Source organism: Marinobacter sp. DUT-1, from assembly GCF_050379415.1.
GTDB lineage: Bacteria > Pseudomonadota > Gammaproteobacteria > Pseudomonadales > Oleiphilaceae > Marinobacter.
In genome coordinates this window covers 526,074-545,754 of the sequence record NZ_JBNRLS010000004.1, presented here as the reverse complement: position 1 = coordinate 545,754, position 19,681 = coordinate 526,074, and the positions used below count along the sequence as shown (strand labels likewise).

Sequence of the window (19,681 nt, the reverse complement as noted above, 5' to 3'; positions counted from 1 at the left end):
ACCATGCATGTCCCCTTGTTCCCACTGAATTCCATTGTCCTGCCCCGGGGACGCATTCCGCTTCAGCTGTTCGAGCCGCGGTACATCGATATGCTGACCCGATGTCTCAAGGAGGACCGTGGCTTTGTCGTGGTATTGCTCAGGGATGGTGAGGAAACCGGCGCGGTTGCCCGCTTTTATGATATCGGGACTTACGTCCGGATCATCGATTTCCAACAGCTCGAGAACGGGCTTCTAGGTATTACCGTTGAGGGCGAGACCAAGGTGTCAGTGGTTCGCAGCTGGCAACAGGAGGATGGCCTGAATGTGGGCGATGTGGAGTGCCTGCTTGAGGAGACATGGAGTGACGTGCCCGAGCGTTACATTGAGCTGCCCTCCGTCCTGCAGGCTCTGTTTCGGCATCCGGTCATTCGCGACCTTGCTATGGATGTGGACTACGAGGATGCCCGGGATGTGGGGTGGCGACTGACCGAACTCCTGCCGCTCGACAAACAGGAAAAGCAGCGTCTGGTGGAGCTGCAGGATCCTCTGGAACGGCTCAGTCGTCTGCAGGGTCTGCTGGAGGCACTGGAGGAGGGCTAGCCTGCTCCGTGACTGGCTCCCGTGAATACTCTGTTACCGCCTCAGGCCAGCGCTCGAGCAGATAGCCGGCTGTGAACAGAGCCCACAGCAGAATGGCCGCCAGAGTAAATCCATCGGTGTGCATGGGTACACGGTCAAAACGGCTGTAGCTGGCCCGCACCAGGCCGGTGATCGCCAGGCCCAGCAGGATCCCCCCGATGATATCCGTGAACCAGTGCACCCCGAGGTACAGTCGGCTGACGGCCACCGGCAGCAAGGGTAGCGATAACAACACGTAGGCCTGCCAGCGTTTCCGGTGCCGGGTTTCGCCGGCCACAAACCCCGCCAGCATGGTGACAAACACCGTGATGCCGGCGGTGTGGCCGCTGGGAAAGGCTCCGGAGGAAGGAGGTTGGAACACCTGATCCGGGCGCGGGACACCAAGGGTCGACTTCAGCACCCAGACCAGGACGAGGGTCAGGCCGGCGGCGAACAGAATGTGCAAGGCAGCGGCATAGTAGCCCCGGAAACCAAGGACCAGGACCGCCAGCAGGGATGCCATGAAGAGTACCGCGGGGTCGCCGATCAAGGTAACGGTGATGGCCGGGCCATCGAGCAGGGGTTGTCGCAGCTGGCGGAACCAGTCGAGGGCCAGTTGGTTGAAAGGCTCCAGGATTCCGTGCACCGTCAGCTGCCCCCAGATCAGCAGCAGGCCGGACGCGGCAACGGCCATGAGCACGGAGGCCAGCGGAAACTCTCCCTCCCGGGCCGGGCGGTCGTTGGTGTAGAGACGCCAGAACCGGTGTGACAGCTCATACTGCCGCATCCTCTGCTCGAACCAGCGGTAGGTCCGGCTGCCTTCCCCCAGTCCCATCTGGAAACGGATCATGATCAGGTAGACCACGAACAGGGCCGCGAGGCTGATACCCATGACGGCATAGAAATGTGCGGGAGGGCGCAGTTCACCCTGAAGAGCACTGCCGACAACAAAACCAGGCAGGATATAGACCGGGGCCCAGCCAATGGCAGAGGCAATGTTGAACCCCAGGAACCGCCGCCACGGCATCCACAGGGCGCCGGCGACCAGGGGAATGATAGGGCGGATCGGACCGATAAATCGCCCGATCACCACGCTCTTGCCGCCATGCCGATAAAAGAAGGCTTCGCCTTTGCTGATCAGCACCGGGTAGCGGCTCAGTGGCCAGACCGAGGTCAGCCGGCCCTGCAACTGCCGACCCAGGGCAAAACTCACGCTGTCGCCGGCAACGGCTCCCAACCCTGCCCAGACCAGTGCCTCGGTCAGTGGCATGCCGGATTTGCCCGCCAGGGCCGCAACGGCAAACAGGATCGCAACCCCGGGCACGATAATACCTGCGATCGCCAGGGATTCGACGAGCGCAGTCAGAAACAGGGCTCCGGCCAACAGCCCGGGATTGCCTGTTAGCCAGGCCGTCAGGTCGGTCAGCCAGGCGGTGCTCATGCCTCGATGGTCTCTCCCGGGCTGAACCAGGCGGAGTCGGCGCCACGCTTTCGGGCCTCATCGAGGGCCTGTCGGGCACGTTTGCGCAGAGTGTCGGTTCGGGTATCGCCGGTGCCACGGGTCGTGCAGCCGAGGCTGACCGTAGCCTTGCCGACCACCGGCCACGGATGCTCGGCGATGTTTCGCCGGATCCGTTCCGCGATCACCCGGACGCCTTCCTCCGGTGTAAATGGGAGCACCAGGAAAAATTCCGCGTCGTCCAGTGTATACAGGGTGTCGCCAGCTCGGATCACGCCAAACAGATGCTGGGTCATATCGCGGAATACTGACTGGATTGCGTCTTCGCCGTGGAGGTCCCTGGCTTCATCCACATAGTCCAGGCCAAGATGGATTACCGAAAGCGGGTGCCCGGTTGCGATGGCCCGGCTGATCTCCTTCTGCAGGGTTTCGTCCAGGAAGCGGGCATTGTGGGCGCCAGTGACGGGGTCCGTGATCGCCAGGTCTTCCGCGGACTGGGCCATGTGGCCGTAATGCCAGGTGTAGAGGGCTGTCACGGTAAGCAGGATCAGGAGGCCGGTGGTAATAGTCAGGGCTTCGCTGACCGGATGCTTCAGGAACAGGGTCACCGCGAGCGGTACCAGCAGCAACACGGACAACCCGACGCCCTGGCGCAGGGGCAGGATCAGCAGGTTCAGAACGAGGAGGGGCATCGCCCAGTGACTGATTCCCGGGCCGTCCATGGTGATCAACGCTGCAACCAGTCCGCTGTTCAGTCCGGACAGGATGATCAGGTGCCCCGGCGCAGCGAGCTGGTGCCGGCGCTTGATTATGGTGTAGATGAATCCGGCGGCAGTGAGAATGGCCATGCCGGAAGCCAGGTAGAACAGGTCATAGAAACCATAGCGCAGGTTCTGGCCTGCCAGGCTGGCAATGAACAGAGTGGCCAGAACGTAGCCGGCGCTGTGGGTCCAGGTTCTCAGGCGCGTTTCGGTCATGATGCCGGCCGCTCCTGCCCGGCCATGCCGTGGTTCTGTTGTGACCAGGCACTGTACACCTGGGTCCGGTTGCCGCCCTGTTGCTGGGCGCGACGGAGGGCGTGGGCAGCGCTCTGCTGCAGGCTGTCGGCGTCATCGCCGATATTGAGCCCGGCAATACCGGTGCTCACGGTCAGGTGCATTCCGTGGGATTCCAGCAGTGTCTGCAGCCCGGCGCGGATGGTTTCGGCCCGGTCCAGGGCGTTATTGGTACCGATACCCGGCAGAATGACCAGGAACTGCAGGTCCGCGACCCGGTAATAGGTGTCGAAGTCGCGTAACTGGGAATGCAGGTAGCGGCCAATGCGGGGCAGGATCGAGCGGATGTCCTCGTCCCGTTCCTTGTCGCTCAGGTGGGTGTCCAGCCCGATCATGATCACGGACATGTCGGTGCCCTCCCGCTCACTTCGCTGGATCTCCTTATGCAGATCCGCGGACAGGTACTCCCGGCTGGCGGCCTGGGTCAGCTCGTCGGTGCGCCGCAACGGCGCAAGCTGGCGGCTCTTGTATTCACGGAGAAACACGAGCAGCCCGGACAGCAGCAGCGTCAGCAGAAAGGCACTGATCATCTGGTGCCGGTCGGGCAGGCCGGTTGCCCACCAGACACCTGTCATGGCCAGGATGGTCACCGCGAGGGCCAGAATCATGGCGGCGGCGGGCGGAAACAGCGAGAAGGCAACCAGCGGGACGGCGTACAGCCAGTGAGTCAGGGCCCAGGGGCCCACCACGAATCCGGATAGCAGCAAAAGAGTGAGGACCAGGAAAAACAGCCGTTGTACCAGAGGCCAGGGCCGCTTCGCCCGAGCCGGATGAAAGGTCCTGCCACTGATGACGACGCCAGCGGCCGCAGCAGCAACCGCCGCCATCATTGGCTGGCCGAGCAGAGCTTCCAGCAGGGTTATGGCGAGAAATGCCACGAACCCGGCTCGTGACAACCTGGTCAGCAGGAATTTATCGGCCGTCTGGGCCATGGTGTGTCCTTCCTCTCCCGGCGCATCCATTGAGTATGAAGCATAGCGCAGCGGTATAATAATGGTTTGGGATGCGTACTTGAAACGGGAAAGGTAAAGTTAGGCCCTTATTCCTGAATTTGACTGACAAGGTAGCAAGGACACGGGATGGATATAGCAGCATACATGGCCGAGGTCGGCCAGCAGGCGCGAGCGGCCGCCACACAGGTGGCCCGGTCAACCACGGCCACGCGCAACGAGGCTTTGCTGGCAACGGCGGAGGCCCTTGATGCCGCTCGCAACGAACTGGCAGTTGCCAACAGCAAGGATCTGGAGAAAGGGCGCGAAAACGGTCTGGATGCCGCGATGCTGGACCGGCTGGAACTGACTCCCCAGCGGATTGATACCATGATCGAGGGGTTGAATCAGGTGGCCTCGCTGCCGGATCCGATCGGTGAAATCACCGGCATGACCTATCGCCCGTCCGGCATCCAGGTCGGCAAGATGCGGGTGCCCCTGGGTGTGATCGGCATCATCTATGAGTCTCGCCCCAACGTCACTGTGGAGGCGGCCAGCCTGTGCCTGAAATCGGGTAATGCCACCATTCTGCGTGGCGGGTCCGAGGCGATCCACTCCAACCAGGCCATTGCCGCCTGTCTGGCCAAGGGGCTGGCGGCCGCGGGCCTGCCAGAGACCGCAGTCCAGGTCGTAAAGACCACAGACCGTGCCGCGGTCGGTGAACTGATCACCATGCCCCGGTATGTCGATGTCATCGTGCCCCGGGGTGGCAAGGGCCTGATTGAGCGGATCAGCCGGGATGCCCGGGTGCCGGTCATCAAACACCTGGATGGCGTGTGCCATGTCTACATCGACAGCCATGCGGATCCGGAGAAAGCGCTGAAAGTGGCAGTCAATGCTAAAACCCAGCGCTATGGCACCTGCAATACCATGGAGACTCTGCTTGTGGATCGCGAAGTGGCGGCCGATATCCTGCCCCTGCTGGCCTCCGCATTCGAGGAAAAGGGCGTGGAACTGCGGGGCTGCCCGGAAACCCGCGAGATCGTCCCGGCGGCCGGTGAAGCTACCGAGGCGGATTGGGAAGAAGAATACCTGGCGCCGATCCTGGCGGTTCGGGTGGTGGACGGCCTCGATGGCGCGATTGAGCACATTAATCGCTACAGCTCCCAGCATACCGACAGTATCATCACGGAAAACTATACCCGGGCCCGCCGGTTCATTACCGAGGTGGACTCCAGTTCGGTGATGGTCAATGCGTCCACCCGGTTTGCCGATGGCTTCGAGTACGGGCTCGGCGCAGAGATCGGAATTTCCACTGACAAGATCCATGCCCGCGGTCCGGTGGGGCTGGAGGGACTGACCTCCCAGAAGTACGTGGTGTTCGGCGATGGTCACGTGCGGACCTGATGCCGATGCACGTCATATACGGGGGGACCTTCGACCCGATCCATCACGGCCATCTGCGGCTGGCGATCGAGTTGTGTGATCGTCTGGAGGTGGAGCGCGTCAGTCTGGTGCCATGCCACATCCCGCCCCATCGGGGCGATACCGGCGCCAGCGCGTCGCAGCGGCTGCAACTGATGGAGCTGGCCTTGCAGGGCGAGCCCCGGTTGTACATTGACGACCGGGAACTGCTTCGTGCCGGGGCTTCCTACACCGCCGACACTCTCCGTCAGTTGCGGGAAGAGCTGGGGCCGGATCAGCCCCTGGTGATGGTGGTCGGCACCGATGCCTTCGCGGGCTTCGATCGCTGGCGGGAGTGGGAACGCATTCCTGAACTGGCGCACATCGTGGTGGTGCGCCGGCCCGGCCCGGCCCTGGATCCCGAGAGCACTCCTGCCAGGTTGCTGGCGAGCAGGAGAGTGGAAGATGTCGAGAGTCTCCGGGGCACCCCCGCCGGGTGTATCCTGGAGCTGGATCCGCCGCTGCTGGATATCTCCGCCACCGGGATCCGGGAACGGATTGCTGCTGGCAGATCCCCCCGTTACCTGATTCCCGATTCGGTCTGGGAAGAAATACGCCGCCTGGGGCTTTATGGTGCCTGCCCTGACGGGAACTTTTAGTGCTACAATCGCGTCTGAGTATGACTATTCGGGCGGCCGATCCGGCTGAAGCCCGTACAACAGGGTAATTATGCAGGCTGAAGAACTGAAAGATCTGGTTGTAAAAGCACTTGAAGAGGTAAAAGCACAGGATGTCAGTGTGATTGATGTTCGTGACCGCACCAGCGTCACGGATTTCATGGTGCTGGCGTCCGGCACGTCAAACCGTCATGTGAAATCCCTTGCTGATTCCGTGGTAATCGAAGCCAAGGAGCAGGGCGTGCGCGCCAGTAATGTCGAGGGCGCCACTGCCAGTGACTGGATACTGGTAGACCTCGGCGATGTTGTGGTTCATGTCATGATGCCCGCTACCCGCGAGTTCTATGATCTGGAGCGATTCTGGCGCGACGCACCGGATCTGGGTGTCGCGGGCAGCGAATAAACATGCGGTTACGTCTGATCTGTGTGGGGCAGAAGATGCCCGACTGGGTCAGTGCCGGGTACAACGATTACGCCCGCCGGATGCCTCCGGAGCTTCCCCTTGAGCTGGTCGAAATCCCCATGGCACATCGGGGCAAAAATCCCGATATTCCCAGGTTGATGCAAAAGGAAAGCGACGCGATTCTGGCGGCGACCGGACCGAGGGATCGGGTGGTTGCCCTGGAAGTCGGCGGCCGTCCCTGGTCCACCGAAAAGCTCGCCAGCCAGCTTGAAAACTGGCAGCAGGATGGTCGTGACGTGAGTTTCCTGGTCGGTGGCCCTGATGGTCTGGCGGATGCCTGCCGGCAGAGGGCCGACCAGCAATGGTCGCTGTCGCCCCTGACCCTTCCTCACCCGCTGGTGCGAATCCTGCTGGCGGAACAGCTCTACCGGGCCTGGTCGATCACCCGCAATCACCCGTACCACCGGGCCTAGGGGGCAATTATGCCGTGGGGTGAGTTCAAGGATACCGCTGCCGAACGCCGGTTGTTCCAGCGCCGCACTGTGGTCATGCTGGTGTTTGTCATCCTGATGCTGGGCGGCCTGCTCGGCCGCATGTATCAGCTGCAAGTGGTCGAGCACGAGATCTATACCACGATTTCCGACAAGAATCGGGTGCAGGTGCAGTCCGTACCTCCGCCGCGCGGGTTGATCTATGACCGTAACGGTGAACTGTTGGCCGAAAACCGCCCCGTGTTCAGTGTCACCCTGGTGCCCGAGCGCGTAGACGGCATGGATGAGACGCTCACCCGGCTGGGCGGCATCCTGGATATCTCTGAGCAGGATCTCGAGCGTTTCCATCGCCGCCTGCAGGAGCCCCGACGCCCATTCCAGGAAATTCCCCTTCGATACGATCTGACTGAACAGGAAATTGCCAGGCTCGCGGTCCATCGCCATGAGTTGCCGGGTGTTGAAGTCGAGGCAGAGCTGGTTCGCTATTACCCCCACAGTGAACTCACGGCCCATGTGCTGGGCTATGTTGGCCGCATCAACCGGGAAGAGTTGCAGCGAATCGATCCGGTCAATTACGCGGGCACCAACTACATCGGCAAGTCCGGCGTCGAGCGTTTCTACGAGCAAACCCTGCACGGCCGGGTCGGTTACCAGCACGTTGAAACCAATGCCCGTGGGCGCACGCTGCGGGTGCTTGAACGGGAAAACCCGGTACCGGGAGAGGATCTGAAGCTGCATCTCGATTTGCGGCTGCAGCAGCGGGCGCACGAACTGCTGGATGGCCGGCGTGGCGCAGTAATCGCCATTGAGCCGAAAACGGGGGGTATCCTGGCCCTGGCCAGTGTGCCGGGGTTCGACGCCAACAAATTTGTCACCGGTATCAGCGTGGATGACTATCGTGCCCTGAGTCAGAGCAAGGACAAGCCTTTGTTCAACCGGGCACTCCGTGGCCAATACCCGCCGGGCTCGGTAATGAAACCCATGTTGGCGATTGCCGCCCTCGACAGCGGTGCGACTACCCGGGACCGTACCATCTGGGATCCCGGCTATTTCCAGCTCAAGGATGGCGGGCGCCGGTACCGGGACTGGAAACGAGGCGGCCACGGCTGGGTGGATCTGAAGGACGCGATCGCCGAGTCGTGTGACATCTATTTTTATGAGACAGCCGTCGAGATGGGGGTGGACACCATGTCGGGCTACCTATCCAGCTTCGGTTTCGGGGAAGATGCCGCCCTTGACGTCTCGGGGGCCCTGAGTGGACTGTTGCCCTCCCGGGAATGGAAGCGGGCCATGCGCAACGAACCCTGGTATCCGGGCGATTCTGTCAACCTGGGGATCGGCCAGGGCTTCATGCTGGCGACCCCACTGCAGATGGCCACGGCCACCGCGCTAATTGCCAACCGGGGGACCTGGATCGAGCCGCGACTACTCAGGGATGTGGTTGGGGATGATACGGTCGAGGATGTCCTTCCGGACGAGACCCATGAACCCCTGAAACTCAAGAATCCCGGTGACTGGGAGTATGTGGTCGAGAGCATGGCCGAGGTCATGCATGGTACCAGGGGCACCGCCCGTCGGGCTGGCAGTGACGCACCCTACCGGATGGCGGGGAAGACCGGTACCGCACAGGTCTTCAGTCTTGCGGAAGACGAAGAGTACGACGCCGAGGAAATCCGGGAGCGTCTGAGGGATCACGCTCTGTTTGTCGGTTTTGCTCCGGTTGAGGATCCGAAAATCGTCGTGTCGGTCATCGTCGAGAACGGTGGCAGCGGCAGTGGTACGGCGGCTCCGGTCGCCAGGGCTCTGTTCGATGCCTGGCTCCTGGAATTTTCCGAAGGCAGTGACAGCGAGCTGGTGAGCCAGGCCGCAGGGGGGACGCAATAATGGCCTTGAAAGACCTGGTGGATCCGGCCGCCTCCGGCCCGTTCGCACGCTCCCGTGGCTTCTGGTCAGCCCTGCATGTGGACCCGATCCTGCTTTTCCTGCTGTTGATGCTGGTTTCCGGTGGCCTGTTTGTTCTTTACAGCGGTGCTGACCGCAATATTGAAGTGGTCAAGGCCCAGGGCATTCGCCTCGGAATCGCATTTGTGGTGATGCTTGTGTTTGCCCAACTGGATCCGGCGGTTTTTCGCCGTTGGGCGCCCTGGCTCTATGTAGCCGGTCTGGTCGCTCTGGCTGCGGTTCTCGTGATGGGCGTGGGGGCCAAGGGTGCCCAGCGCTGGCTGGCACTGCCCGGCCTGCCCCGTTTCCAGCCCTCTGAAATCATGAAACTGGTCGTTCCGATGACAGCCGCCTGGTACCTGTCGCGGCACTTTTTACCGCCTCGTCTGTCCCAGGTTGCCGTAGGGCTGGCGATTGTCCTCGTCCCTATGGTAATGATCATTCAGCAACCGGATCTGGGTACTTCCCTGCTGGTGGGGATGGCCGGTCTGTTTGTGGTGTTCTTTGCCGGCATGAGCTGGAAGCTGATTACCGCCTTTGTGGCCATGGCCTCGGTATCAGCGCCACTGATGTGGTTTTTCGTGATGCGGGAGTACCAGAAGCAGCGAGTTCTGACCCTACTCGACCCGCAGAGTGATCCGCTGGGTGCCGGCTGGAACATTATCCAGTCCAAGACTGCCATCGGCTCAGGGGGCATTGACGGCAAGGGCTGGCTCCAGGGAACCCAGTCTCACCTGGAATTCCTGCCAGAAAGCCATACCGACTTTATCGTCGCTGTGCTGGCCGAAGAGTTTGGTTTTGTTGGCATGTTGATGCTGCTGCTGGTCTATTTCCTGATCATCCTGCGCTGCCTGTATATCGCAGCCACCGCCCAGGACTCCTTCAGCCGACTGGTGGCGGGAGCCTTGACCATGACCTTCTTTATCTACATCTTCGTGAATGTAGGGATGGTCAGCGGGTTACTGCCGGTGGTTGGTGTGCCTCTGCCCCTGGTCAGTTATGGTGGTACGTCGAGCGTGACATTGATGGCAGCCTTTGGAGTACTGATGTCGATTCATACCCACCGCAGGATGATCAGTGCCTGATCAACCATGGAAAGCGGGTAATGGTGAATCGGCAAGAGAACCCGCTACAATGATTGAAAGCCGCCGGGTTTGAACCCCGCGGGAATGGCGCAAGAGGATTTCCGGACCGTGAAGCCGAGGTATACGTTTACATGGTGTTTGGCCGCACTCGCCCTGCTGGTGCTTGCCGGCTGTGCCTCGTCACCCGAAACGGATCATTCCTCCCGCTATACACTGAGTCAGGACCGGGCTCCGGCGGGTGATTTCGATGTCTCTGGCCTGAGCGATGCGCGCCCCCGCTACGAAGCTCCCCGCGGTGCCGGTAACAAGTCTCCGTACACGGTCTGGGGCAAGCGTTACCGGGTTCTCGAAAGTAATGAGGGTTATGTCGCCACCGGCACAGCGAGCTGGTATGGCGAGAAGTTTCACGGTCACAAGACGTCCAACGGTGAAACCTTCGACATGTACCAGATGTCCGCGGCCCACAAGTCTCTGCGGATTCCGGGGTACGCCCGGGTCACCAACCTCGACAACGGACGGTCGGTGATTGTCCGGGTTAACGATCGGGGGCCGTTTCACGGCGACCGTCTGATTGATCTGTCTTACGCTGCTGCCAAGAAACTCGGGTATCAGGGCAGGGGCACGGCAAGGGTCGAGGTGGCCGCGATAACGGTCAGGCCGGATGGCTCCATGACCCTGGCGGGCGAGCCGTTTGTGCCGGGCGACCGTCGCGCACCGGCAGCCTCTGGTACATTGGCTGACAATACTGTGGGTACCGGCTCCCGCGGTCTGTTCGTTCAATTAGGTTCTTTCAGCAGCCGGGACCCGGCGGAAGCCCTTTTAGGCCGGGTCCGGTCGGTGCTGGAAAATCCGATGCGGGTTCGTGCGATTGATACCCGGGCGGGTCGGTTCCACCGGGTGCAGGTCGGCCCGTTCGAGGACGAGGCCTCTGCCCGGCGCACCCAGAGCCTGTTGGAGTCTCGGGGCTTCTCGCAGTCAGTCGTCCTGACCGATTCACACTGATTCTTTATCATTAAAACCAGAAACACACCTGACGAATGAATGGACCCATGGCCTTAACAACCGCTTTACGTTCTCTCTCTGTTGTACTTGTCCTTGCCTTGGCCCTTGCGGGCAAGGCGATGGCCCAGACAGTGCTCATCCCCTCTCCGCCGCAGATTGCGGGCAGCTCCTACGTGCTGATGGACCCGAAGAGCGGCAGCATCATCATGGATGAAAACAGTCACGAGCGCCTGCCCCCGGCGAGTCTGACCAAGATGATGACGGCTTACATCGTGGAAAGGGAACTGGATGAGGGCCGCATCTCCATGAGCGACATGGTTCCGATCAGTGTCAAGGCGTGGAAAACAGAAGGCTCCCGGACCTTTGTGCAGGAAGGTACCGAGGTGTCTGTGGAAGACTTGCTCAAGGGTGTCATTATCCAGTCCGGTAATGATGCCTCGGTGGCCCTGGCAGAGTTTATTGCCGGCAGCGAAGGTGCGTTCGTGGACATCATGAACCAGCAAGCCCAGTTGCTGGGTATGAAAGACACCCATTTTGCCAATGCCACCGGGCTGCCGGCCGAGGATCATTACTCCACCGCCTATGACCTGGCGTTGCTGGCAAGGGCGATCATCAACGATTACCCGGAAAACTATCCCCTGTATGCCGAGAAGCACTTTACCTACAACAACATCCGGCAGCCGAATCGGAACAGCCTGTTGTGGCGGGATGACAGTGTGGATGGCCTGAAGACGGGTCATACGGAAGAGGCCGGCTATTGCCTCGTTGCCTCTGCCAAGCGGGACGAAACCCGCTTTATCGCGGTGGTGATGGGTACCAGTAGTGCCCAGGCCAGAGCCCAGGAAGTACAGAAAATGCTCAATTATGGCTTCCGATACTATGAGAGCGAGCGTTTGTTCCGCTCTGGCCAGGAGCTGATGGAAGCCCGTATCTGGGGTGGCCAGGCAGATCAGGTATCGGTCGGGCTGACTGAAGATGTCTTCGTCACCATTCCCCGGGGCTCCCGAAACCAGCTGGAATCCACCGTAGACCTTGATTCTGTGATCAAAGCACCCATCAATGTCGGGGATGAGCTTGGTCGGGTCAAGGTGAGCCTGAACGGCACAGTGCTGGTGGATGAGCCGGTACTCGCGCTGACCGAGGTTCCGGAAGGCGGTTTGTTCAAGCGCCTTTGGGACGCGATCAAGCTCTTTTTCGTCCAGTTGTTTCAGTAAGGGTGATGTCAGTACCCGGGAGTAATGCGGCATGAGTGAGCCGAAAGCACCAAAAATCGAATTCCCCTGCGATTACGTGATCAAGGTCATCGGTAATGCCGCACCTGATTTCACCGATTTTGTCGTGGAAGTGGTGGAGTGCCATGCGCCCGGGATCACCGAGGCGGATATTTCCGTTACCGAGAGCAGCAAGGGCCGCTTTTCCTCGGTCCAGCTGAAAATCGTGGCGACGGGTGAGGACCAGCTCAAGGCGCTGTTCGAAGATCTGAAGGCCAGCGGCCGGGTTCACATGGTGCTCTGACGGTCATGGCTGAACTCATTGTCCGTTCCCTCGGGGAGCAGCCTTACCTGGAAACCTGGGAGGCCATGAAAAATTTCACGGCGGACCGCGATCAGACCACCGTGGACGAGCTCTGGTGCCTGGAGCACCCCAGGGTGTTCACCCAGGGGCAGGCGGGCAAACCTGAACACCTGCTGTTGCCTGGCGATATCCCGGTCATTCAGGTGGATCGTGGTGGCCAGGTAACGTACCACGGGCCCGGCCAGCTGGTGATCTATCTGATGATTGACCTTCCGCGCAAGAAGCTCGGAGTCCGGGGCCTGGTGGATCAGATCGAGCAGGGTATCGTCCGTACGCTGGCAGATCTGGATGTTGAGGCGGCACCGCGCCCGGACGCGCCCGGTGTCTACGTGGGAGAGGCCAAGATTGCTTCCCTCGGCCTCAGGGTGCGTCGGGGCTGTTCGTTCCATGGCCTTGCACTGAACGTGGATATGGACATGGAACCCTTCAGCCGAATCAATCCCTGCGGCTATGCCGGGATGCCCATGTGCCAGGTCCGGGATTATGTGCCGGGCGCCACGGTGGCTGATATCGAGCAGCGTCTGATCGATGACCTGATTTCCGGCCTCGGTTACCAGCAGGTGCAAAAGCGTAAGGGCTGGTGATCGCCATCAGCTGCCTGCGGCACACGCCTGATTACGGCCGGCGCTTTTGGCGGCGTAGAGCGCCTCGTCGGCTCTCTGCAGCAGGCGGTCGATGGATTCCGATCCGATGATGGTGGCGGTACCGATGCTGACGGTGGCCCCTAGCGGTTTCCGGTCCACTTCGACCGAGTTCGCCTCGACGGTGGCACGGATACGTTGGGCGGTCTTCAGGGCTTCGTCCGGTCCGGTCTCTGGCAACAGGACCAGGTATTCTTCGCCACCCCAGCGGGCTACGGTATCGACTTTCCTGCATTGTTCCCGCAGGGTGCGGGCAACCATTCTGATCAACTCGTCTCCGGCATGGTGACCATACTGGTCGTTGATGCCCTTGAAAAGATCGATATCCATCAGCATGACCGAGAATGCCCGCCGGCTACGCAGGTAGCGCTGGTACTCGGTATCCAGTTGCTCAAGTGCCTCCCGCCGGTTCGCCAGGCCGGTGAGGGCATCGTGCTTGGCGGCGAATTCGAACTCCGAGGCCAGTCTCAGCAGGCGCAGCTTGCTGCGTCGCCGGCTCTGGTCAAGGATGTAACAGGTCACCATCTCGAAGCCGAGCACAATGATCATCGAGATCCGGAAGCTGGTGCTGTAGGGCGGCTCGAAAACAAGATCACCGGCGGGACTGAACAGGAACACGAGCGCAGCCAGGCCGCCGGCACAGGCGATGACGCCCACCCGGGCCTGGCTGATGTAGAAGATGACAGGCGGGTAGGCAAACAGCCAGATAATGGCCGAGCCATCCTCGACCGCCTGGATAACCAGAAAGGTAAACAGCGCGGTGATCAGGCCGATGAAGCCGCGACGGTGGAGGGTCTGGTGCCGGATTCCGAGATAGACCAGGGAGTTCAGTGCAAGCAATGCTGCAAAGGTTACCAGCAGAGCTGCGGTGAAAGGATTGTCTGCGGTGCTCGCGGCCCTGCCAGCGAAAAACAGCAGGATGGGTACTGCCGCAGAGGTGAGCCAGTTAATCAGAACCGGAACCGGAATTTCGCCTTTCACGCGAAACTGGGACAGTTCGGTATCCGGGGTTTTGGCAGCCGTTTGCTTCATCTTTAGTCTTGTTCTTGTGTTTTACCGAGCCTGATACTGCCTGACATACTAGACCGGATTCACGGTCAGCACTGTAGTAAAACGTAAACAGGCATAACAGGCACGTTTAAACCGGAATCCGTGATCCGGCATTGGCCGGCAGGCCGAAAAAACGGAGTCGCATCGGTGAGGATAGGTATTCACTGTATCCGTATAATGGAATGAACAGCTGGCAGACGGCTCAAATTTCCCGACACCCGCAGGTTGTCCATGTCATCCAAGCGTCCAGGAGCAAAAGTTTCCCGCATCAAGACCGGCAGCTTTGAGCGCAGGCTGAGCCTGACCCGGGCCGGACTGACGGCAGGTACCCGTATGGCTTCCCATATGGCCACCAACTGGTTCAGCAGCAAGGACAAGCGGGACGAGCGGCACCGGGCCATGCTGTCCAACCAGGCCCGGTTCCTGGTGGATGAACTGGGGCGCCTGAAAGGCAGTGTGGTGAAAATCGGGCAGGTGATGGCGCTGTATGGCGAGCATTTCCTGCCGGAAGAGGTCACCGAGGCCCTGCACACCCTCGAAGACCAGACCACCTCCCTGGAGTGGCCGGCGATCGAGCGGGTGCTCAAAGAAGAGCTGGGTAGTAACCGGCTGGCGGAACTGGACGTGGATCCCGAACCTATCGGTGCCGCCTCGCTGGGTCAGGTACACCGCGCTGTCCGGCGCAGTGACGGTCTGGAGCTGGTGCTGAAAGTCCAGTATCCGGGCGTTGCGGATGCTGTCGACAGCGATCTGAATGCAGTGGCGCAGCTGCTGAAAGTGGCGCGCCTGGTCAGCTTCGGGCCGGAATTCAATGACTGGCTCGAGGAAGTGAGGGAGATGATGCACCGGGAGGTGGACTATCGCCTCGAGGCCCGCACCACGGAGAAGTTCCGGACCATGCTGGCGTCCGACCCCCGGTTCATCGTGCCCAGGGTGTTGCAGGAATACTCTACGGCCCATGTGATCGCCTCCACCTACGAGCATGGCCACTCGGTGGGTTCCCAGGAGGTTCGCAAGCTGTCGCTTGAGCGGCGCAGCGCCCTTGGCGAGGCGGCGCTGGAGTTGTTTTTCCGCGAGTTGTTCGTCTGGGGGGAGATCCAGACCGATCCCAACTTCGGCAACTATCGCATCCGTATTGCCGGTGAAGAAGGTGACGATCCGGGCTATGACCGGATCGTCCTGCTGGACTTTGGCGCGGTGCAGTCGTATTCCGATGAGTTCCTCGCTCCGGTCATCCAGATGATACGGGCTTCCTACGAACAGGACCTCGAAGCGGTGATTGATGGTGGTATCAAGCTTCGTTTCATGAGTCTGGACTGGCCCAGGGAAGTGCTGGAGAAATTCGGCAAGGTCTGTATGTCGGTACTCGAGCCCCTGGCGAAAGACCAGTTCGAATGGCCGGAGTACGCAGTCAACAGTCACGGCCAGTATCGGTGGAAGCAGAGTGACCTGCCGTCCCGGGTTGCCCGGCAAGCGGCGCGTTCTGCCATCAGCCGGTACTTTCGGGTGCCTCCCAAGGAGTTTGTGTTCCTGAACCGGAAGTTGATCGGTGTCTACACATTCATTGCCGTGCTGCACTCCGAGTTCAATGGCGAACCCCTGCTGCGCAAATACCTTTACGGTGAAGGCGAAGATACGCCGGATGCCTCGGCCACCAGCCAGAGCACGAAGGCATAGCGTGCGCCCTTGCCTATGGCCACAAGTATCACGAAGTTCAGCCAGGGTACCCGCATGATGCCGCCCACCAGGGTGAGCGCGTCACCGCCCAGTGGCAGCCATCCCAGCAACAGGGACCACTGGCCATAACGGTTGAAGCGGTTCCGGGCCTTGTGCAGCTGCAGTTCACTGACCGGAAACCAGTGTTTGTGTTTGAAACGGTCCACCTGGCGCCCGATGATGCCGTTTACCACAGAACCCAGGGTGTTGCCCGCGGTGGCCCAGAACCACAGCCACCACCAGGAATAGCCCTGGGTCACGAGGGTGCCCAGCAGTACCTCGGAGTAAGCCGGTAGCAGTGTCGCTGCGGCAAACGCCGTCAGAAAAAGCGTCAGATAGACCAAATCATTTCCCCGTCTTGACCGAATTCAATGCCGGATGTCGGTCCTGTCGGTATGGTTACGTACTATGGTTGCCATGCAAACCATCAATTTTTATTCTCTCTTGCCTTGCCAGTATCCTGTCGGCAGGTTTGTTGTCATCCCGGTTTTATACCCTTGCAGGAGGTTTTATGGAGCAGGTCACGATTTATGGCCGTTCGAGTTGTGGTTTTTGCGTTCGGGCAAAAGGCCTGTGTGAATCCATGCAGCTGCCGTACACCTGGATCGATATGATCGAGAAGGGTGTCTCCAAGGCTGACATCGCGGACAAGATTGGCAAGCCGGTACACACTGTGCCACAGATTTTTGTCGGCCAGCAGCATATCGGTGGTTTTGACGAGTTTTACGCCTACGTCCGTGAACACGAGGCAGCATCAGCCCGCTAGGGCAGTGTTTCAGGTGCAAAAAAAACCGCCCGGGGTCGAGCCGGGCGGTTTTGTGTTTCTGGCGGCGGATCAGATCTTGAACTCGGTCTTGAGTTTCTTCTCTACCAGCTGATTCTTCAGCTTCGCCACTTTCGGCAGGCCATTTTCAAACGGTGGGAAGCTCTCACCATAAATCAGGGGCTCCAGGTAGTCACGACAGTCCTGGGTAATGCCGAAACCGTCATCGGTGATGTAGTGGATCGGCATTTTCTTTTCCTGGTTCGCCACCTCGCTGAGGTTGGCTTCCCCGATCTTCCACTGATAGGGCTTGGTCTGCTCGCGGACAATGGTCGGCATCAGCGCCTGCTTTCCGGCAATCGCCATTTCCACCGCGGCCTTGCCAACCTCATAGGCTTGTTCCACGTCTGTGGCAGAAGCGATGTGACGGGCGCTGCGCTGTAGATAGTCAGCAACGGCCCAGTGGTATTTGTGGCCCAGGGCCTGCTTGACCATATTGGCGAGAGCCGGAGCGACACCCCCGAGCTGGGTGTGGCCGAAGGCATCCTTGGCGCCGGCGTCGGCCAGGAAACGACCGTCCTCGTACTGGGCACCTTCGGAAGCAACCACGACGCAATAACCGTAATCCTTCACGCACTGATCCACCCGGGCCAGGAAGGCTTCACGATCGAACGGGATCTCCGGAAACAGGATGATGTGCGGCGGCTCACCTTCACCCTGGCCGGCGAGGCCACCGGACGCAGCAATCCAGCCGGCATGGCGCCCCATCACTTCCAGGATGAACACCTTGGTGGAGCTTTCGCACATGGACTTGATATCCAGGCTCGCTTCCAGAGTTGAGGTGGCAATGTACTTGGCAACCGAGCCAAAGCCGGGGCAGCAGTCGGTGAAGGGCAGGTCATTATCGACGGTCTTGGGCACGCCGATGCACGTGATGGGGTAGCCCATCTTGTCGGCGATCTGGGAGACCTTGTAGGCGGTATCCTGGGAATCACCGCCACCGTTATAGAAGAAGTAGCCGATGTCGTGGGCGCGGAATACTTCGATCAGGCGCTCGTACTCAGCCCGGTTTTCGGAGATATTCTTGAGCTTGTGGCGACAGGAGCCGAAGGCCCCGCCAGGGGTGTGGATCAGCGCCTGGATTGCCTCGTCGCTCTCGAGGCTGGTATCAATCAGTTCTTCCCTCAGCGCCCCGATAATGCCGTTGCGGCCGGCAAACACCTTGCCGATCTTGTCCGGATGCTTGCGGGCGGTCTGGATGACGCCACAGGCGCTGGCATTAATGACGGCGGTGACACCGCCGGATTGGGCGTAAAAAGCGTTCTTGATAGCCATCTCGGGCTGAAGCCTCCTGCTGGTTCGACAATGGCGCAGATGATACGCCAAACGCCGGGGATTTTCATGAGCAGGATTGCGGATAGCGCCGGCCTTGACGCCTTGCAGCGTATAGGGGAGGCTTGGCAGGTTTCAACGGAGAGGTCGAACGCCGAATGCATATTCACATTCTCGGAATCTGTGGCACCTTCATGGGCAGCCTTGCGGTGCTGGCGCGCGAGCTTGGCCATACGGTCACCGGCTCGGATCAGGGTGTTTACCCGCCCATGAGTACCCAACTGGAAAGTCAGGGCATCGGCCTGATGGAGGGTTACAGTGCTAACCACCTCGACCCGAGGCCGGACCTGGTGCTGATCGGCAATGCCATGTCCCGGGGGAACCCCGAGGTCGAGGCGGTACTGAACCTCAACATCGATTACATGTCCGGCCCCGAGTGGCTGGCCCGGGAAGTGCTGCGTCACCGCTGGGTCATGGCGGTCGCCGGTACCCACGGCAAGACCACCACCACGTCGATGCTGCTGTGGATCCTCGAGCAGGCCGGCTTCGAACCCGGTTACCTGGTGGGCGGTGTGCCCCTGGATTTTCCGGTCTCAGCCCGGCTGGGAAACAGTGATTTTTTCGTGATCGAGGCTGATGAATACGACAGCGCTTTTTTCGACAAACGCTCGAAGTTTATTCATTACCGGCCACACACCCTGATCCTGAACAACCTGGAATTCGACCACGCCGATATCTTCGACAACGTCGAAGCCATCGAGCGCCAGTTTCATCACCTGGTGCGCACCGTGCCCTCGAAGGGACTGATCGTTCGTCCGGCGGTGGATCCGCATCTGGACAACGCCCTGGCCATGGGCTGCTGGAGCCCGGTTCAGGATACCGCTATTGGCAGCGAGGTTACCCGCACGGCGGACTGGCGCGCCGAGCTGTTGTCGGAGGACGGCAGCCGGTTCATGGTGATTCACCACGAACAGCCGGTGGCTACCCTGAAATGGGACCAGACTGGCATGCACAATGTGCGTAATGCCCTGGCCGCCATTGCCGCTGCCCGACACGTGGGTGTCACCCCGGATCATGCCGTTGCCGCATTGTGCCGTTTCTCGGGGGTCAAGCGTCGGATGGAGCTGCTGGCGGATGTCGGTGGCGTGAGGGTCTATGACGATTTTGCTCATCATCCTACCGCCATTGCTACAACCCTCGAGGGTTTGCGTAACCGGGTGGGGGAGGAGCCGATCCTGGCGCTCATCGAGCCCCGCTCCAACACCATGAAACAGGGCGTGCACAGTGACAACCTGCTGGCCAGTGCGGAGCTGGCGGACCGGGTCCTGTGGGCGAACCTGAATGACATGGACTGGCTGCAGGAGCTGGTCGGTGCCTGGCAGACCGAGAACGAGGATAATGACCTGCATCGGATTGAGTCCTCGGTTGAGGCACTGATCGGTCGGGTACTGGACGACCTTCCGAGCCCCTGCCACATTGTCATCATGAGCAATGGCGGTTTTGGCGGGATCCACGGCAAACTGGTGGCGGAACTCGAACGTATCCATGGCTGACCTTC

General features: G+C 60.5%; 20 protein-coding genes. 14 read left to right on the top strand and 6 right to left on the bottom strand.

Annotation, left to right across the window (positions count from 1 at the left end):
* Positions 1 to 3 precede the first annotated feature (3 nt).
* Positions 4 to 582 carry an LON peptidase substrate-binding domain-containing protein gene (locus ACQUTG_RS15780; protein WP_428920355.1) on the top strand — a complete coding sequence of 193 codons (579 nt, stop codon included), beginning with the start codon at positions 4 to 6 and terminating at the stop codon, positions 580 to 582.
* Here the strand turns inward: ACQUTG_RS15780 and ACQUTG_RS15775 are convergent.
* The 3 genes from ACQUTG_RS15775 to ACQUTG_RS15765 are packed head-to-tail and all read right to left on the bottom strand — an operon-like array spanning position 539 to position 4,046.
* Positions 539 to 2,041 (bottom strand): bifunctional DedA family/phosphatase PAP2 family protein, encoded by a 1,503-nt coding sequence (locus tag ACQUTG_RS15775; RefSeq protein WP_428920317.1) that lies wholly within the window; start codon positions 2,039 to 2,041, stop codon positions 539 to 541. The genes ACQUTG_RS15780 and ACQUTG_RS15775 overlap by 44 nt on opposite strands.
* Positions 2,038 to 3,036: a GGDEF domain-containing protein gene (locus ACQUTG_RS15770; protein ID WP_428920316.1), complete on the bottom strand. Its 999-nt coding sequence runs from the start codon at positions 3,034 to 3,036 to the stop codon at positions 2,038 to 2,040. The genes ACQUTG_RS15775 and ACQUTG_RS15770 overlap by 4 nt, the downstream gene beginning before the upstream one ends.
* Entirely contained in the window at positions 3,033 to 4,046 is a 1,014-nt protein-coding gene (locus tag ACQUTG_RS15765) for a GGDEF domain-containing protein (RefSeq protein WP_428920315.1), read from the bottom strand. Before ACQUTG_RS15765 ends, ACQUTG_RS15770 begins: the two co-directional genes overlap by 4 nt.
* A 147-nt stretch (positions 4,047 to 4,193) precedes the next feature.
* Between ACQUTG_RS15765 and ACQUTG_RS15760 the strand changes: the two genes are divergently transcribed.
* From ACQUTG_RS15760 to lipB, 10 genes are all read left to right on the top strand, one after another.
* Positions 4,194 to 5,450 (top strand): glutamate-5-semialdehyde dehydrogenase, encoded by a 1,257-nt coding sequence (locus ACQUTG_RS15760; protein WP_428920314.1) that lies wholly within the window; start codon positions 4,194 to 4,196, stop codon positions 5,448 to 5,450.
* Between the two features lie 5 nt (positions 5,451 to 5,455).
* Complete coding sequence (gene nadD, locus ACQUTG_RS15755) at positions 5,456 to 6,106, top strand: nicotinate-nucleotide adenylyltransferase (RefSeq protein WP_428920313.1); 651 nt, start codon at positions 5,456 to 5,458, stop codon at positions 6,104 to 6,106.
* Between the two features lie 70 nt (positions 6,107 to 6,176).
* A complete protein-coding gene (rsfS, locus tag ACQUTG_RS15750) occupies positions 6,177 to 6,527 on the top strand; it encodes a ribosome silencing factor (protein WP_428920312.1) in 351 nt (116 codons plus the stop codon).
* A gap of 2 nt (positions 6,528 to 6,529) precedes the next feature.
* Entirely contained in the window at positions 6,530 to 7,000 is a 471-nt protein-coding gene (gene rlmH / locus ACQUTG_RS15745) for a 23S rRNA (pseudouridine(1915)-N(3))-methyltransferase RlmH (protein WP_428920311.1), read from the top strand.
* Positions 7,001 to 7,009: 9 nt separating this feature from the next.
* Entirely contained in the window at positions 7,010 to 8,902 is a 1,893-nt protein-coding gene (gene mrdA, locus ACQUTG_RS15740; RefSeq protein WP_428920310.1) for a penicillin-binding protein 2, read from the top strand.
* Positions 8,902 to 10,044, top strand: a complete 1,143-nt coding sequence (rodA, locus tag ACQUTG_RS15735; protein WP_428920309.1) for a rod shape-determining protein RodA — start codon at positions 8,902 to 8,904, stop codon at positions 10,042 to 10,044. Before mrdA ends, rodA begins: the two co-directional genes overlap by 1 nt.
* 84 nt (positions 10,045 to 10,128) lie before the next feature.
* Positions 10,129 to 11,046: a septal ring lytic transglycosylase RlpA family protein gene (locus ACQUTG_RS15730; RefSeq protein WP_428920308.1), complete on the top strand. Its 918-nt coding sequence runs from the start codon at positions 10,129 to 10,131 to the stop codon at positions 11,044 to 11,046.
* A gap of 47 nt (positions 11,047 to 11,093) precedes the next feature.
* The gene (locus ACQUTG_RS15725) at positions 11,094 to 12,260 is read left to right on the top strand and encodes a D-alanyl-D-alanine carboxypeptidase family protein (protein ID WP_428920307.1); all 1,167 of its coding nucleotides are present in this window, start codon (positions 11,094 to 11,096) and stop codon (positions 12,258 to 12,260) included.
* Between the two features lie 31 nt (positions 12,261 to 12,291).
* A complete protein-coding gene (locus ACQUTG_RS15720; protein ID WP_428920306.1) occupies positions 12,292 to 12,561 on the top strand; it encodes an HP0495 family protein in 270 nt (89 codons plus the stop codon).
* Between the two features lie 5 nt (positions 12,562 to 12,566).
* The gene (gene lipB, locus ACQUTG_RS15715; RefSeq protein WP_428920305.1) at positions 12,567 to 13,205 is read left to right on the top strand and encodes a lipoyl(octanoyl) transferase LipB; all 639 of its coding nucleotides are present in this window, start codon (positions 12,567 to 12,569) and stop codon (positions 13,203 to 13,205) included.
* Positions 13,206 to 13,211: 6 nt separating this feature from the next.
* Here lipB and ACQUTG_RS15710 read toward each other — a convergent pair whose 3' ends face one another.
* Positions 13,212 to 14,294 carry a diguanylate cyclase gene (locus ACQUTG_RS15710; RefSeq protein WP_428920304.1) on the bottom strand — a complete coding sequence of 361 codons (1,083 nt, stop codon included), beginning with the start codon at positions 14,292 to 14,294 and terminating at the stop codon, positions 13,212 to 13,214.
* Positions 14,295 to 14,543: 249 nt separating this feature from the next.
* On the opposite strand from ACQUTG_RS15710, the gene ACQUTG_RS15705 reads away from it, so the two are divergent.
* Complete coding sequence (locus ACQUTG_RS15705) at positions 14,544 to 15,989, top strand: ABC1 kinase family protein (protein ID WP_428920303.1); 1,446 nt, start codon at positions 14,544 to 14,546, stop codon at positions 15,987 to 15,989.
* Here ACQUTG_RS15705 and ACQUTG_RS15700 read toward each other — a convergent pair.
* A complete protein-coding gene (locus tag ACQUTG_RS15700; RefSeq protein ID WP_428920302.1) occupies positions 15,929 to 16,372 on the bottom strand; it encodes a YqaA family protein in 444 nt (147 codons plus the stop codon). The two genes, ACQUTG_RS15705 and ACQUTG_RS15700, sit on opposite strands and share 61 nt — an antisense overlap.
* A gap of 167 nt (positions 16,373 to 16,539) precedes the next feature.
* On the opposite strand from ACQUTG_RS15700, the gene ACQUTG_RS15695 reads away from it, so the two are divergent.
* Complete coding sequence (locus ACQUTG_RS15695) at positions 16,540 to 16,794, top strand: GrxA family glutaredoxin (protein WP_428920301.1); 255 nt, start codon at positions 16,540 to 16,542, stop codon at positions 16,792 to 16,794.
* A gap of 69 nt (positions 16,795 to 16,863) precedes the next feature.
* Here the strand turns inward: ACQUTG_RS15695 and ACQUTG_RS15690 are convergent, their stop codons facing one another.
* On the bottom strand, positions 16,864 to 18,126 hold the full coding sequence (locus ACQUTG_RS15690; protein WP_428920300.1) for a 6-phosphofructokinase: 1,263 nt from the start codon (positions 18,124 to 18,126) through the stop codon (positions 16,864 to 16,866).
* A 155-nt stretch (positions 18,127 to 18,281) separates the two neighbouring features.
* On the opposite strand from ACQUTG_RS15690, the gene mpl reads away from it, so the two are divergent.
* Positions 18,282 to 19,676, top strand: coding sequence for a UDP-N-acetylmuramate:L-alanyl-gamma-D-glutamyl-meso-diaminopimelate ligase (mpl, locus tag ACQUTG_RS15685; protein ID WP_428920299.1), 1,395 nt, complete (start codon positions 18,282 to 18,284; stop codon positions 19,674 to 19,676).
* The last annotated feature ends 5 nt before the right edge of the window (positions 19,677 to 19,681 follow it).